The 14,322-nt window shown below is 52.4% G+C and carries 14 protein-coding genes; 9 read left to right on the top strand and 5 right to left on the bottom strand.

The genetic code is table 11. The annotated features are described in order from the left end of the window. Positions 1-212: 212 nt before the first annotated feature. From DZC79_RS15255 to DZC79_RS15275, 5 genes are all read left to right on the top strand, one after another. On the top strand, positions 213-824 hold the full coding sequence (locus DZC79_RS15255; protein WP_232831843.1) for a pseudouridine synthase: 612 nt from the start codon (positions 213-215) through the stop codon (positions 822-824). Between the two features lie 47 nt (positions 825-871). Beyond that, positions 872-1,462, top strand: coding sequence for a thioredoxin family protein (locus tag DZC79_RS15260; protein ID WP_118952468.1), 591 nt, complete (start codon positions 872-874; stop codon positions 1,460-1,462). Positions 1,463-1,529: 67 nt separating this feature from the next. Further along, positions 1,530-2,105: an adenylate kinase gene (locus DZC79_RS15265; RefSeq protein ID WP_118952469.1), complete on the top strand. Its 576-nt coding sequence runs from the start codon at positions 1,530-1,532 to the stop codon at positions 2,103-2,105. 161 nt (positions 2,106-2,266) lie between these two features. After that, entirely contained in the window at positions 2,267-3,280 is a 1,014-nt protein-coding gene (obgE, locus tag DZC79_RS15270; protein ID WP_118952470.1) for a GTPase ObgE, read from the top strand. A gap of 65 nt (positions 3,281-3,345) precedes the next feature. Further along, positions 3,346-3,729 (top strand): DUF6787 family protein, encoded by a 384-nt coding sequence (locus tag DZC79_RS15275; RefSeq protein ID WP_118952471.1) that lies wholly within the window; start codon positions 3,346-3,348, stop codon positions 3,727-3,729. On the opposite strand, the gene recO is transcribed toward DZC79_RS15275, so the two are convergent. The 3 genes from recO to DZC79_RS15290 form a co-directional block, all read right to left on the bottom strand. Beyond that, on the bottom strand, positions 3,716-4,450 hold the full coding sequence (recO, locus tag DZC79_RS15280; protein WP_118952472.1) for a DNA repair protein RecO: 735 nt from the start codon (positions 4,448-4,450) through the stop codon (positions 3,716-3,718). The two genes, DZC79_RS15275 and recO, sit on opposite strands and share 14 nt — an antisense overlap. Positions 4,451-4,686: 236 nt before the next feature. After that, positions 4,687-5,382, bottom strand: a complete 696-nt coding sequence (truB, locus tag DZC79_RS15285; RefSeq protein WP_232831844.1) for a tRNA pseudouridine(55) synthase TruB — start codon at positions 5,380-5,382, stop codon at positions 4,687-4,689. Positions 5,383-5,486: 104 nt separating this feature from the next. Next, positions 5,487-5,942: a rhodanese-like domain-containing protein gene (locus DZC79_RS15290; RefSeq protein ID WP_157977182.1), complete on the bottom strand. Its 456-nt coding sequence runs from the start codon at positions 5,940-5,942 to the stop codon at positions 5,487-5,489. Between the two features lie 196 nt (positions 5,943-6,138). Here DZC79_RS15290 and dxs point away from each other — a divergent pair, with 196 nt between their 5' ends. Genes dxs through DZC79_RS15305 form a run of 3 tightly spaced genes read left to right on the top strand, consistent with a single transcriptional unit; the run spans position 6,139 to position 9,341 of the window. Next, a complete protein-coding gene (gene dxs / locus DZC79_RS15295) occupies positions 6,139-8,067 on the top strand; it encodes a 1-deoxy-D-xylulose-5-phosphate synthase (RefSeq protein WP_118952474.1) in 1,929 nt (642 codons plus the stop codon). A 12-nt stretch (positions 8,068-8,079) separates the two neighbouring features. Continuing rightward, complete coding sequence (locus DZC79_RS15300; RefSeq protein WP_118952475.1) at positions 8,080-8,640, top strand: GNAT family N-acetyltransferase; 561 nt, start codon at positions 8,080-8,082, stop codon at positions 8,638-8,640. Further along, positions 8,637-9,341 carry a phytanoyl-CoA dioxygenase family protein gene (locus DZC79_RS15305; protein ID WP_118952476.1) on the top strand — a complete coding sequence of 235 codons (705 nt, stop codon included), beginning with the start codon at positions 8,637-8,639 and terminating at the stop codon, positions 9,339-9,341. Before DZC79_RS15300 ends, DZC79_RS15305 begins: the two co-directional genes overlap by 4 nt. 72 nt (positions 9,342-9,413) lie before the next feature. On the opposite strand, the gene blaOXA is transcribed toward DZC79_RS15305, so the two are convergent. Both blaOXA and DZC79_RS15315 read right to left on the bottom strand, forming a co-directional pair. Beyond that, positions 9,414-10,256 carry a class D beta-lactamase gene (gene blaOXA / locus DZC79_RS15310; RefSeq protein ID WP_118952477.1) on the bottom strand — a complete coding sequence of 281 codons (843 nt, stop codon included), beginning with the start codon at positions 10,254-10,256 and terminating at the stop codon, positions 9,414-9,416. Positions 10,257-10,370: 114 nt separating this feature from the next. Next, positions 10,371-13,442, bottom strand: coding sequence for a glycosyltransferase family 117 protein (locus tag DZC79_RS15315; RefSeq protein WP_118952478.1), 3,072 nt, complete (start codon positions 13,440-13,442; stop codon positions 10,371-10,373). Positions 13,443-13,609: 167 nt separating this feature from the next. Between DZC79_RS15315 and DZC79_RS15320 the strand changes: the two genes are divergently transcribed. Then, complete coding sequence (locus DZC79_RS15320) at positions 13,610-14,272, top strand: outer membrane beta-barrel protein (RefSeq protein WP_118952479.1); 663 nt, start codon at positions 13,610-13,612, stop codon at positions 14,270-14,272. The last annotated feature ends 50 nt before the right edge of the window (positions 14,273-14,322 follow it).

Genomic DNA, 14,322 nt, shown 5'->3' on the forward strand with positions numbered 1-14,322 from the left:
TACTGCAAGGTTATCGCGCCATTATTGTTATCCACATTTTTTCGTGTTTTGTGAATATTTTTTTTCAAAAAATTTTTCAAAGAAAAAAATACTTATTAATATTGTGTAAACATTAGTACTTACTAACCCCTCCTCATAAAAGTCCCGGCTGTAAAAACGCCGGGCTTTTTCTTTGTATAAACCTGAAACCCTTTTCTGGCGCAGGTTTTACTATGCCTAATTTAATTATGTATATGGCCTTCGATTATTATCTTTTTTATAAACCCTTCCAGGTATTGTCGCAGTTTTCGGCAGAAGGCGATAAAAAAACACTGGCCGACTTCCTTAGCGGTATCAAAAAAGATATTTATCCTGTGGGCCGGCTGGACTATGATAGCGAAGGGCTGTTGCTGCTTACCAATGACAAGCAGCTGAACCATCAGCTGCTGAATCCGCTTTTCATACACGAGCGCGAGTATTGGGCGCAGGTGGAAGGCATACCGGATGCAGCGGCGCTGGAGACCTTACGCAACGGTACCACGATTACCGTCAATGGCAAAGCTTATCATACCCGGAAAGCATCGGTGCGGCAGCTGCAGCCCGAACCTTCCGTACCGGAGCGCCATCCGCCGATCCGTTACCGGCAGCATATACCCACTTCGTGGTTGTCGCTGCGGCTCACCGAAGGAAAGAACCGGCAGGTACGTAAGATGACCGCATCCGTAGGCCTGCCTACCTTGCGGCTGATCCGTTACAGCATAGGCAGCGTTACGCTGGACAGTATGCAGCCCGGCGAATACATCAAAGCCGGCGCCGGCATCAGACAGCGGTTGCTGGAACATTGAATGCATCTTATACCTTTGTCTCATTATCTAAAGTATCCGATTAACGCATGACTATTTTTGAAACCGCCAAGCAGCAATACAGCTATACCGAATTTGTACGGCTGCTCGAAGCCTTGATGACAGAAGGCAAGACGACAGGCCCCAACCAGAGCGACGATTATCTCCATTATGCCCGCCTCAACCTGCAAAGGATGCACCGCTGGGACAAGACCTTCCAGCTGAGAGCAGATATCGCTGCATTTATGGAAAATGTTACCGCCCAGGACTGGTGGGTGATCACCGAAGGCTGGTGTGGTGACAGCGCGCAGAACCTGCCGGCAATTGCCCGCATGGCCGAAGCCTCGAAAGGTAAGGTGGACTTGCATATTGTATTGCGCGACGAGAACCCGCAGATCATGGATCAGTACCTTACCGGTGCCTCGCGCAGCATTCCTATACTGGCCGCTTTCACTAAAGAAGGGGAACAGCTTTTCCGCTGGGGGCCAAGGCCGGTAACCGCACAAGCCCTGCTCACAGCCTGGAAGAACAACCCGGCGCCGGTTTCCTTCGAAGAATTTGAAAAGGAAATGCATACCTGGTATACCCTGAACAAAGGCAATGCTGTGCAGGATGAGCTGATGCAGTTATTGCAAAATTGATCTATATCAGGTCGCTTCTTTGTTTTTCATTGCGTACTTTTGCAGCGTTCAAAAAATCTTGAAGCCTATGTTTAATCTGATACTTTTTGGCCCCCCGGGTGCAGGTAAAGGAACACAATCGGCCAAGCTGATCAACAAATATCGGCTGGTACACATCTCTACCGGCGATCTGTTCAGGGCGCATATCCAGCAGGAAACCGAGCTGGGTAAAAAAGTAAATGCGCTGATCGCCTCAGGCGAGCTGGTTCCCGATGCGGTGACCATAGCTATGCTGGAAGAGGAGATCGGGAAGCATCCGGAAGCCAAAGGGTTTATCTTCGATGGGTTTCCCCGTACCGTAGCCCAGGCTGAGGCGCTGGACAAGTTCCTTGAAGGCCGTGGTGATAAAATCGGTACGGTCATCGCGCTGGATGTAAATGAAGAAGAGCTGAGAAAACGTATCGCTGAACGGCATAAAGTAAGCAACCGCCCCGATGATGCTGCTGAGAAGCTGGTCAAGCGGATCGACGAATACTTCGGTAAGACCGTTCATGTGCTGCCTCACTACGAAAGCCAGGGCAAGCTGCATCATGTCAACGGCATCGGCGATATCGATGTCATTTTCGATGAGCTGTGCCAGGTGATCGATCAATATGTGAAATAAGGCCATCGTTGATGATGCCCTGAAGCGGTGCGGGATAGCCTCCCGCACCGCTTTTTTCGGTGAACTATCGGTGACCTCTATGCGCTTATCAAGGGAGTCAGGAAAAAATATATGATCTTTGCAGATCATTTGCAGCACTACGCTGCAGGAATAAGCCAATAATGGATAAAGCGAATTTTGTAGATTATATACGCATCTTCTGCCGCAGCGGTAAGGGCGGGGCAGGAAGCATGCACTTTGCGCATACCAAGTTCAATGCCAACGCCGGCCCCGACGGCGGCGACGGCGGCCGCGGCGGTCATATCATACTACGGGGCAATACCCAGCTCTGGACCCTGCTGCACCTGCGGTATTACAAGCATGTGCATGCCGAGGATGGCGAACGCGGCAGCGGCGCCAACTGTACAGGACGTAGCGGAAAGGACATTATTATCGAAGTGCCCCTTGGTACCATTGCCAAAGATGCAGAAACCGGCGAGGTGGAAGCCGAGATCCTGGAAGACGGCCAGGAAGTGATCTGGCTGCCCGGCGGTATCGGCGGCAGGGGTAATACCTTTTTCAAATCGCCGACCAACCAGGCGCCCGAATATGCACAACCCGGCGAGCCGGGAGTAGAAGGTTACAAATACCTTGAGCTGAAAGTGCTGGCCGATGTAGGCCTGGTTGGCTTCCCCAATGCCGGCAAATCTACCCTGCTGTCGTCTATCTCGGCGGCTAAACCCAAGATAGCCAATTACGCCTTTACAACGCTGACGCCCCAGCTGGGTATGGTCGCTTACCGGGGCGAACAATCTTTTTGCATGGCCGACCTTCCGGGAATCATTGAAGGCGCTGCAGAAGGAAAAGGCCTGGGACACCGCTTCCTGCGCCATATCGAGCGCAACTCGGTGCTGCTGTTCCTTATTCCTGCCGACAGCGAAGACCATGCAAAAGAGTTCAGGATACTGCATCATGAGCTGGAGCAATACAACCCCGAGCTGTTGCACAAAAAGATCATCATAGCCGTAAGCAAGAGCGATATGCTTGATGAAGAGCTGAAGAGTGAGATCGCTAAGGAGCTGCCTGAGGGTGTTCCCCATCTCTTTATCTCCTCTGTGACCAACCAGGGTCTTCAGCAACTGAAGGATGAGCTGTGGGCGGCATTGAATGAAAAGAACGAAATAGCCGGCCAATAAAATTTCCCGATTTTGAAAGAGGCACAGGAGCGGAACCTTTATTTTTGGCACTTAACCGATAATCCATGAAAAGCTGCTGCAAAGAAGCAAGTGAGAGAGACGAGGAGGCGCTGGATGCTCCGCAGAATGACGGAGCGAAAGTCGGCTGGCTTACCCGGCTCAAGCATAAATGGCAGGTGAAAAACATACTCCAGGTGATCCTGATCCTGTGCACCTTTGCATTGGGCGGTTCGGCCTGCGGCTATATCGGACGGCAGCTGATGCATGTGATCGGACCGGATCATAAAGTGCTTTGGGTGGTCATTTATGTGCTTATGGTCACGATCCTGTGGCCTTTATGTGTACTCGTGATCAGCATTCCCCTGGGCCAGTTCCGTTTCTTTACGAAATACCTCAAAAAGCTGGGCAACCGCATCATAGGCCGCAAACCCGCGCCTAATAAAGAATAGCCTTGAGCACATCGAGCGAACGCAAAGGCCTGAAATGCGGTACATGCAGCTGCAGGAAAAAAAGAAAATGATCCAGCAGATGCCGGCGTTCCTGCACGCTCATCCTGATCTCCATAATATCCTCCGGCGTGGCTGCATAATTGAGCCGGCTCATCAATATCGCTTCCGCTCCCGTAATGAAAGGCGGGAAACGGGAAGCTTCACCCGCAAAGCGCCCCTCATGCACATCAACAAAAGGATAGGCCTCGCTGTATTCCCCGGCCAGGTAATAGCCCGATAGCCGGGCCGACTGGATGACGAGGTACAGCGGGAAGTTGGCAATATCGGCCCTGGCGGCTTCATCCAGCCGCAGCAAAAAATGTTTGAGAAAAGCGAACAACTCCGGTTGCGGATCAAGCGCAGCCAGCAGTTGCCCGATCACTTCCACGGCAAATAGCGCAATGCCATTCTTTACCACATCTTCGTGAAGGCTTTGGTAGATCACCGCAGGCTCATATTCTTTGATGAGCTGCAGGTTCTTCTGAGGCTGTTCGTAGACCACCATATCGAGTATGGAAGAAGGAAACAGCGCGTTCGCTTTCCGGCTCCTGGCACGACCGCTGCGTACACCTTTCACCATATACGACTGCATACCCAGCAACTCGGTAAATACCGTGCAGATCAGGCTGGTCTCGCCGTATTTTACGGTTCGGAGAACGATACCGCGGGTTTTGTGCACCATGTAGCCAATGCCTCTAGGGGAGTGGGTGTAAAATTAGGAACAAAAACAAAGACCGTGTCTTCCATACACATTCCGACCTGTCTGTATCGGGCAGCATCTTATACGTAAATAGTCAGCACGCCCGATGAAAGCAACCTTAAGGTTGGTGCTACCGCCAATATCTTCTTTAGAACATACTGTAAAGTGTGAGACAACCATAGCTAATGTAAGTAAATGCATTCCTGGTAACGAAGATGCTACTCCGGAGCGGTTTCAGGCTTCAGGGCTTTAACCCATTGCTCCACGGTAAGGGCCTCGTCAACGCTGAACGCGCCGATCTTTGTGCGCCGTAGCTCCTGCAGGTAGCCGCCACAGCCCAGGGCCGCACCGAAATCATTGGCCAGGGAGCGGATATAGGTACCGGTGCTGCATACAACACGGAAATGGACCTCGGGCAGGGCAATGCGGGTAAGCTCGAAGGTGGTAATGGTAACCGGGCGGGGATCCAGCTTTACTTCTTTACCTTCCCGGGCCAGCTCATACACGCGTTTACCATCCTTTTTTATCGCCGAATGCGCGGGAGGGATCTGCATGATCGTGCTGGTAAACTCTGCGGTAGCCGCCCTGATCTGTTCCTCGGTAAGCTGGTCTGTAGGTTTGAATTGTTCGGGTTCCGATTCGAGATCGTAAGTGGGAGTAATGGCGCCCAGGTGGATGATACCGGTATATTCTTTTTCCTGCTTCTGGTATTCAGTGATCCGCTTCGTCATTTTGCCGGTGCAGCAGATCAGCAGGCCGGTGGCCAGGGGATCCAGCGTGCCGCAATGGCCTATCTTGGCCTTCATCAGCCGGCGCAGCTTGTTCAGCGCATCGAAAGAGGTCCAGCGCAAGGGTTTATCGATCAGCAGCACAGTGCCTTCTTTCAGTTCTTCCTGGGTGGGTATGGCCATCATGCTGCAAAAATGCGTTGCTAAAGCGCAACGGGCAAAAAATATTTTCTTTCTGCACTTTCGGACTCTTATAGGGTTTCAAACCCTATAAGAGTCCGAAAGTGCATCTACGGCTGTACAGGGTATCCTTTATCGATCCAGTCTTCCTGCAGATCGTGGGTCAGGCGCAGCACCCTATAGTTGCTGAAGCGCATACCCTTCAGCATATCGTAGGCCGGATGCAGGTTGGGACATACCGAAAGCGGGCAGCAGCCGCAATACAGCACGATCTCCTTGTCTTTGGGTACCTGCTGCAGGTAATCTTTCAGCCTGGTCAGGTTTTTGGCATCTTCCACGGCACCGATATTGACAGCGCCTTTAATGTCTTCCACCGGACCGGTATTCAGGATGAGCAGGTTGCTGGTATCGCCTTTGACTATGCGGCCGGCCAGGAGCTCAGGAAGCATCAGCTGCTTTTCTTTCCAGGAGCCCAGCTCGTCTTTTTTGAAGGCGCTGAGGGCGATCAGCAATGCCAGCAGCCCGGTTATGCCGCATGTACCCAGGTATTTCATCTTTTGTTGCATTGAGGCCGCAAAGGTACCGGCTTTTGCCCGATAAGCAGGGAGATTGCCGCCTGATCCCCGTACTTTAATTATTTTTCCGGTTCCCGGGCACAAAAAATGGCCACAAAGGCCGTAGATAGGGCGATATTTACCTTGTAAAATCGGGGTTAAAGCATAATTATTCTTATTTTTGCCTGTTATTCTTAAAATATTTGGCATGCAGATAGAAGCCGGTCCTCTGCTCAGCACCATTGAGTTCCCCTCCGACCTGAGGAAGCTGGAAAAATTGCAATTGCAGCAGGTATGTAACGAGCTGCGTCAGTTCATTATCGATAGCGTGAGTGTGAATGGCGGCCATTTCGGCGCCAGCCTGGGTGTAGTGGAACTGACCGTGGCGCTGCATTATGTCATGAATACGCCTTACGACCAGCTCGTATGGGACGTAGGTCACCAGGCTTATGGTCATAAGATACTTACCGGCCGGCGCAGTGTATTCCATACCAACCGTAAGCTGAATGGGATCAGCGGCTTTCCCAACCGGGAAGAAAGCGAGTACGATACCTTCGGTGTCGGGCACTCTTCAACCTCCATCTCCGCTGCATTGGGCATGGCTATTGCCAGCAAGCTTAAAGGGGAGACGGATCGCCAGCATATTGCCGTGATCGGCGATGGCGCGATGACCGCAGGGTTACCTTTCGAAGCGATGAACCATGCGGGGGTAAGCAATGCCAATATCCTCATTATCCTCAATGACAATAACATGAGCATCGACCCTAATGTGGGCGCGCTCAAGGAATACCTGACCGATATTACCACTTCCCATGCTTATAACAGGCTGCGCGACGACCTGTGGAACCTCCTGGGCAAGCTGCCTTACGCCGATTTTCAGCGGGAGATCGCTGCCAAGGTGAAGGAAAGCGTCAAAGGAGCTATATCCAAATCCAGCAACCTGTTTGAAGCGCTGGGACTGCGCTACTTCGGCGCGGTAGACGGGCACAATGTGACCAAGCTGGTCGATATCCTACGCGACCTGCGCGATATACAGGGCCCCAAGATCCTGCATGTAAAGACCGTAAAAGGAAAAGGCTACAAGCTGGCCGAAGAAGATCAGACGCTGTGGCACGCTCCAGGTCTGTTCGACAAGGTTACCGGTAAGATCAACAAAGTGGTTTACAATACGCCGCAGGCGCCCAAATACCAGGATGTGTTCGGTCATTCCATTATCGAGCTGGCCAAAGCCAACGAGAAAGTTATGGGTATTACACCGGCTATGCCCTCCGGCTGCTCCCTGAAATACATGATGGCCGAAATGCCCGACCGCGCACTGGATGTAGGTATTGCCGAGCAGCATGCCGTAACGGTAAGCGCCGGACTGGCCACCAGGGGTATGAAAGTATTCTGCAACATCTACAGCAGCTTCATGCAGCGTGCATATGATATGGTAATCCATGATGTGGCCATACAGAACCTGCCCGTGATCTTCTGCCTCGACCGTGCCGGCCTGGTAGGCGATGATGGCGGTACGCACCAGGGCGCTTACGACCTGGCCTATATGCGTTGCATCCCCAATATGGTCGTGAGCGCGCCGATGAATGAGCAGGAGCTGCGTAACCTGATGTATACAGCACAGCTGGAAGAAACCAAAAATCCTTTCGTGATCCGCTATCCCCGCGGACAGGGTGTGATGCCGGAATGGCGCACCCCCTTTGAAAAAATACAGATCGGGCAGGGCCGTAAGATCAGCGAGGGTACCGACCTGGCCATTATCAGCATCGGTCATCCCGGTAATTTCGCGCAAAAAGCCTGTAAAGAGCTTGAGGAAGATAATATCAGCGCTGCACATTATGACCTTCGTTTTGTAAAGCCGCTGGACGAAAAGATGCTGCATGAGATCGGCCGCAGGTTCTCCCGGATCATCACGGTAGAAGATGGTTGCATCCAGGGTGGTATGGGGTCTGCAGTGCTGGAATTCTTCAATGCCCATGGCTACAAGCCTTCCGTTACGATACTGGGTATCCCCGATCGCGTGATCGAGCATGGCAAGCCGGATGAACAATACCGCGAATGCGGCTTTGATGCGCCTGCCATTGCAGCGGCTGCCCGCAACCTGATGAAGGTAACCGGTAAAGATCTCAGCATGGCTTAAGCCTTTTTCCCGATGCTTTCTTTTGAAACACCCAGACTGTTGCTCCGCGACGTCGGTATGACTGATGTCCCGGCTATCCATGTGCTGCACACACTTCCGGAGACGGATCAATACAATACGATGGGCATACCTGCTGATATCAGTGTAACCCACGACCTCGTTGCGACCTGGCGCACCGCACAGGTGCAGGTACCCCGTACCAGCTTTATTATGGCTATGATACTGAAAGACCGCCAGCGGTTTGCCGGCCTCATCGGCATGAACCTGGCTGTACCCAAAAAGCAAAGCGCAGAAGTGTGGTATAAGCTTCATAAAGATCACTGGCGCCGGGGATACACCTCAGAAGCATTGGAGCGGATGCTGCAGTTTGCCTTCGAAACGCTTGCCCTGCATCGTGTGGAAGCCGGCTGTGCCATTGGGAATGCCGGTTCGATAAGCGTACTCGAAAAAGCGGGTATGCTCAGGGAAGGGCATCGCCGTAAAGTATTGCCGATAGGAGGCGAATGGGTAGACTGCTACGAATACGCGCTGCTGGAAGAAGATTTTTTCGCGCGGAAGAACCGAAAACTATGAGACAGCAATTGGAGGACAAGGGCTACCTGGTCCTGGATAACATATTGAATGCTGAAGCATGTGGCGCGATCACGGAAGTCATCGACCGCGCAACCGCTGCCGGTACGGCTTTTCGCCGCAGCCGGGATCTGTTTGCCATACGGCATGTGTTCACTGAATTGCCCGGCCTTACTTCGCTTGTATTGACACCGGCGCTGAAGAAAATCGTCCATGATTACGCCGGCCCGGATTACTTTATCAGCAAGACCATCTATTTTGATAAGCCGGCGACTTCCAATTGGTTTGTAGCTTACCACCAGGACCTTACTATTGCCGTCGATCAGAGAACAGAAGCCCCCGGTTATGATCCCTGGACGAGGAAGGATGAGCAGTTTGCCGTGCAACCACCCGTAGCGTTGCTTGAGCGCAATCTTACTTTGCGTATTCACCTGGATGATACCGATGAGACTAATGGCACGCTGCGCGTAGTGCCGGGATCGCATAGGAAGGGCATTTACCGTCCCGAAACCATCGATTGGTCAAGGGAACGGGAAGAGATCTGCGCTGTGCCCGCCGGCGGTGTAATGTTGATGAGACCCTTGCTGCTGCACGCTTCCTCGCGCAGCACAGCTGAAAAAAGACGGCGGGTGCTGCACCTGGAATGCAGCAATGCAGTACTTCCAGAGGGCATGGACTGGGCCGAACGGCAAAGAATATTTTAAACTAAAGTAAGCGTAAATAGACAGAAGGCAGCCCGGAGGGTTGCCTTCTGTCTATGCGAAAATTTGATAATCTTAATGCCCGATATCGTTGGCATCGAGCAGCTGTTGCAGCAGCTGCAGGCGTATTGCTTTCAGATCCCGTGCAGTATCGGCAGCGCTGGTGCTGAAGTTGAGCGCAAAGAAGTAAGGGTGCGGTATCTGCTCCAGCTTGCCGGTCTCTACATTTTTCAGCTCTTCCGACTTTTCTACATAGCCTACGATCCAGAGCAGGTTGCCACCGGAATTGTTCCACCCGGTCTTGTAGTACAGCTTATAGTTCGGGGCTTCTTTCTGCAGCATCATGCCTCTTACAATGCGCTGTGTGCGTTCGCTGAAGGGCAGCTCGGTATGGTACAGCCTTTTGATAAAACCCACCTGCTCATCGGCCGAGATACGCAGCCTGTGGTTGATCCAGAATGCATCCACGCTGTCGCCGATCTCCATATTGCCGTACTTGACGGTATCGAGGTAATGCTGCATCTTTTCCCTTCCGATGCGGCGGGCCAGCTCCTGGTAATAAGGGAGCGCACTTACCTTAAAGGCCTGGGCCATGGTCAGGTCCTTGTTCCAGTCTTCGTTCCAGCGCTTGATACCATCCCATTTGATCACCAGCTGCTCGTCTGGAGCCACGGCCGTTTCCAGGCCTACCAGCGAATTGAAGATCTTGAATGTGGACGCGGGTGAAAAGCGCTGGGCGCAGCGCTCCCTGTTGTAGTAATGCGCTATCTCTTTATTGTTGTCGTAGAGCTCAAAGCAGCCATCTACCTTTTCGGCGTCGAAGTAAGATTTCCATTCAGGATGCTCCTTGATGCGGACATCGGTGCAGGAGGCGGCAAAAAGCAGGAACAGCGGGCTGAGGCGCAGCAGGTATTTCATTATCGGAAGAAGCTTAAGATTTGGCCGCAAAATTACAGCATCCCTGCCAATCGGCCTTGTATAAAAGAAAATGCTCCCGGTAAGTGCACCGGGAGCATTTCATCAATGAATAGTCTATTGCAGCGGTATACCCAGCAGGCGTGCGCCGTCCTGCAGGTCCTTGTTCCATTTTTGTGCGCTGGCATTGTCGCCTGATTGCTGGGCTACCTGCGCCATATATTGCATCGCGCCCAGGCTGGGCTTGCCGTCCACGCTGATAGCCAGGCCGCGGGCGTCGTCGCTCTTCAGGGTAGCGATGTAAGCGATCATCTGCTTGCTGTCGCGAACAATGATATCGGCAAGCTTACGGGCCTTATCCGGAGCACCGGCCTGGTAGTAGGCGGCTACTACGCTCCACATGGTCTGATCGTACTGGTACGACTCGTAGGTGATATTCTGCGTGATCTTATCCAGGAGTTGGATGGCATCCGCTTTACGGCCTTCGCGTACGAGGGCATCGGCTACTTTGGCGCCGCTCAGGCGGTAGGTCATCAGCATGGCCTTATTCTTTTCGTCAAAGTAGATATTCTTTTGCTCCGTACCGCCCCAAAGGAACTTGTTGAGATAAAGGTCCAGGCTCTTGCCGGTATTGGCCATTTGCGGCGCGCCTGATTCGGGCGAGGAATTCTGTACCCGTATCGGCACCAGCTTGTTGGCGAGGCCTTCCAGCTGGATATATTCGTCCAGGCCCTGGAAGTCGCCACCACCGGGGAATCCGGCGCTGAAGTAGATGGGCCGCTTCCAGCCGTCGCGGGCCACGCCGGCTACAATGTTCAGGATACCCAGGTCGGGCTTGTACAGCTGATCTTTGGGTAAAGTAAAGAGGATCTCACCGCTGATCTTAGCTGAGTCGGCGGGGCTTACCAGGCCATTGCGCAGCACGGCGTCCTTATCCACCTTTATCGACACATTCTTTGTCGGCAATATGTTATAGGAATCGCCGCTGCGGGACTGTACCTGGGTTTGCGGGTCGTCGGATACCGTGAACTTCAGCACCTGCTCCAGGTCGATGTAACGGTCCTGCGGTACCCCCGGCAGCTTTTGATAAACGACCACGTTCCGCTTTTCTGCCTCATAGTCCTTGGGCTTCCAGATCATCGGTACGGCATCGGCTTTATTGATCTTATAATTCAGCTGATCGATATACCAGTCGATACCCAGCAGGCTCAGGTTAATGATGCGCACATCGGTACGATAGCCTTCGATCTCCTGCATATACCACAGGGGATAGGTATCATTGTCACCCACGGTAAAGAGGATTGCATTGCTGTCGCAGCTGCTCAGCACATTGTAAGCAGTGCTGCGTGCCAATGTTTTCCGGGAGCGGTCGTGATCATCCCAGTTTTCTTTGGCCATCAGGAAGGGTACTGCAATAAGGCACAAGGCTGTGGCCAGCGCGGGTGCGGTAACGCCCCGCTTCAGCCCCTTACGTAGCCAGCCGGTCACCATCAGCACACCCAGCCCGATCCACACCGCAAAAGCATAGGTGGCGCCGGCATAGGCATAGTCCCTTTCGCGGGGCTGCTGCGGCGTGTTGTTAAGATAGAGCACGATAGCGATCCCGGTAAAGAAGAACAGCAGTCCCAGCACGATCCCGTCCCGCTTGTCGCGGTTGAACTGGTAGACAAGGCCCAGGATACCCAGTATGAACGGGAGCAGGTAATATTGGTTGCGCGCCCTGTTGTGCTTATAGTATTCCGGCAGCTGGTTGATATCGCCGCGGCCAAACATTTTATCTACTGCGCCGATACCGGATATCCAGTTGCCGTTCTGCGGCTCGCCATAGCTGGTGCCGGCAAAGTCATTCTCGCGTCCCGCATAGTTCCACATGAAGTAGCGCCACCACATCCAGTTGAGCTGGTAGCGGAAGAAGAAAGCATAATTCTGGGATGCCGAAGCGCGCTCATCTTCGCCTAGCTGCAGGTAATTTTTATAGAAAGAGGCATGACCCGCATCGTATATACGAGGAAAGAACCGCATCTGGTCGGAGGGGTACTCGTAGCCGCTGTAGCGGGTGCCGATGAGCTCGTAACGCGTCTTGCCGGCATCATCGGTCCGCTCGGCGTAGACCGGTTTGCTTTTGCCCGCTCCCGTAGGCTCCGAATTATAATCGGGACCGAAAAGAAGGGGCTGCTCGCCATACTGGTCGCGCTGCAGATACGACAACAGGCTCAGCACATCGTCGGGGTTGGTCATATCGATAGGCACATTGGCCCTGGAGCGGATAATGATGCAGACATAGCTGGAGTAGCCGATAAGGGCAAACACGATGCAGAGCATACTTACGTGCAGCAGGTATTTACCCTTCTTCCTGGCCCAGCGAATAATGAAGACCAATACCGCGGCCAACAGCAGGACAAAGAAAAGTGCGCCGCTGTCGAGCGGAAGACCGAAGCTGTTGACAAACAGCAATTCAAATTTTGAGGCCAGGATAGGTATACCCTGGATCAGGCCTACCTGTACCGAACCCAGGAGCACGCAGCCCAGCACAAAAGCGATAATACCCCCTGTAAGCGTTACTTTGTACCGACGGAAGTAATAAACCATGGCCAGGGCCGGCAACGTCAGCAGGTTGAGCAGGTGCACGCCTATCGACAAGCCCATCAGGTAAGAGATGAGGATCAGCCAGCGGTCGGCATGTGGTGCATCCGCATGATGCTCCCACTTAAGGATCGCCCAGAAAACGATAGCGGTAAAGAAAGAAGAGGTGGCGTATACTTCCGCCTCCACAGCAGAGAACCAGAAGGTATCGGAGAAGGTATAGGCCAAGGCGCCTACTGCACCGGATCCGATGATGGCTACCAACCGCGAAGGGGTAAGCTCCTCGCCTTCTTTGACCAATAGCTTGTGCGCAAAGTGCGTAATGGTCCAGAACAGGAACAGGATCGTAAGGCCGCTGGTGAGCGCCGACAGGCTGTTGATCCAGGCAGCTACCTGTGTAGGCGCGGCAAACATGCCAAAAAGTCGTCCCAGGAGCATAAATAAAGGTGCGCCCGGAGAATGACCTACCTCAAGCCGGTAAGCCGTGGACAGGAATTCGCCGCAGTCCCAGAAGCTTACCGTTCGCTCCATTGTGGTCAAATAAACAATAAAGGCAATGGCAAAAACAATCCATCCGCTGAGGTTGTTTATTTTTTTAAAGTTCATGAAAGGAATATTATGTGATCTGTAGTAAAAGGCTGTAAAGCTAAAGAAATGTCTTTTAGAGCAGAAACAAAATGTGAAAACATGAAAAATGCAACCAATTTAGTATGTCATACAAACATATTGGCACAATATTTGTCTTACCCTTAGCAAAACAAAACACTTGACGTATGAAAAGAATCAGTTTACTCCTCCTCGCGGTACTCGGTTTATCAGGCATAAACCAGGTTTCTGCCCAGTTGCAAAAGGGAAATATCATGGTTGGCGCCAATCTGGCCGATCTCGGCATCAAGCTGCAGAGCGGTACCACCGGCATTTCTTTTAGCATTAATCCCAAAGTGGGTTGGTTCATTCAGGACAATATCGCCATCGGCGGTGAAGTAGGCCTGGGACTCGACCACCAGTCAGTAAGCAGTATTTCTACCAATGCTATTAATTATAAGATCGGCGGTTTTGGCCGTTACTACATCAGCGATCCCCGTGCGATCCTGCTTAAGCACAGCCGTTTCTTTGTTGAGGCCAATGCCGGCTTTACCGGTACCAATACCAAAACAGAAGGTGCTCCTTCCGTGACCACCAATGGCCTGGGCCTTGGGGTAGGACCAGGTGTTGCCTATTTCATTACACCTAACGTCGGTCTTGAGGCCTTGCTGAAGTACGACCTCGGTCTGGGCTTCGGTAGCTCCGTTACCAGCCACAACTTCTCCATCGCAGTGGGTTTCCAGATCTACCTGCCTACCAAGAAAGCCCGCGCTTTATATGAGGAAGCATCAGGTGAGGTAAGGGAAAAAATGAAGAAGAGCAAAAAGAACAGCTCCGAAGATGACGAATAAGCACATCCCCAGATAAAAGATTGAAAAGGCCGGATATTCCGGCCTTTTTC

Origin of the sequence: Taibaiella helva, from assembly GCF_003545695.1 — a bacterium.
In the GTDB taxonomy this organism is placed as follows: domain Bacteria; phylum Bacteroidota; class Bacteroidia; order Chitinophagales; family Chitinophagaceae; genus Taibaiella; species Taibaiella helva.

Excerpts from the sequence above, each read along its gene's own strand:
- DZC79_RS15315 (WP_118952478.1), bottom strand. The coding sequence starts at position 13,442 with ATGAACTTTAAAAAAATAAACAACCTCAGCGGATGGATTGTTTTTGCC.
- blaOXA (WP_118952477.1), bottom strand. The coding sequence starts at position 10,256 with ATGAAATACCTGCTGCGCCTCAGCCCGCTGTTCCTGCTTTTTGCCGCC.
- DZC79_RS15265 (WP_118952469.1), top strand. The coding sequence starts at position 1,530 with ATGTTTAATCTGATACTTTTTGGCCCCCCGGGTGCAGGTAAAGGAACA.
- DZC79_RS15275 (WP_118952471.1), top strand. The coding sequence starts at position 3,346 with ATGAAAAGCTGCTGCAAAGAAGCAAGTGAGAGAGACGAGGAGGCGCTG.
- DZC79_RS15255 (WP_232831843.1), top strand. The coding sequence starts at position 213 with ATGCCTAATTTAATTATGTATATGGCCTTCGATTATTATCTTTTTTAT.
- DZC79_RS15320 (WP_118952479.1), top strand. The coding sequence starts at position 13,610 with ATGAAAAGAATCAGTTTACTCCTCCTCGCGGTACTCGGTTTATCAGGC.
- dxs (WP_118952474.1), top strand. The coding sequence starts at position 6,139 with ATGCAGATAGAAGCCGGTCCTCTGCTCAGCACCATTGAGTTCCCCTCC.
- DZC79_RS15260 (WP_118952468.1), top strand. The coding sequence starts at position 872 with ATGACTATTTTTGAAACCGCCAAGCAGCAATACAGCTATACCGAATTT.
- obgE (WP_118952470.1), top strand. The coding sequence starts at position 2,267 with ATGGATAAAGCGAATTTTGTAGATTATATACGCATCTTCTGCCGCAGC.
- DZC79_RS15290 (WP_157977182.1), bottom strand. The coding sequence starts at position 5,942 with ATGCAACAAAAGATGAAATACCTGGGTACATGCGGCATAACCGGGCTG.
- truB (WP_232831844.1), bottom strand. The coding sequence starts at position 5,382 with ATGATGGCCATACCCACCCAGGAAGAACTGAAAGAAGGCACTGTGCTG.
- recO (WP_118952472.1), bottom strand. The coding sequence starts at position 4,450 with ATGGTGCACAAAACCCGCGGTATCGTTCTCCGAACCGTAAAATACGGC.
- DZC79_RS15305 (WP_118952476.1), top strand. The coding sequence starts at position 8,637 with ATGAGACAGCAATTGGAGGACAAGGGCTACCTGGTCCTGGATAACATA.
- DZC79_RS15300 (WP_118952475.1), top strand. The coding sequence starts at position 8,080 with ATGCTTTCTTTTGAAACACCCAGACTGTTGCTCCGCGACGTCGGTATG.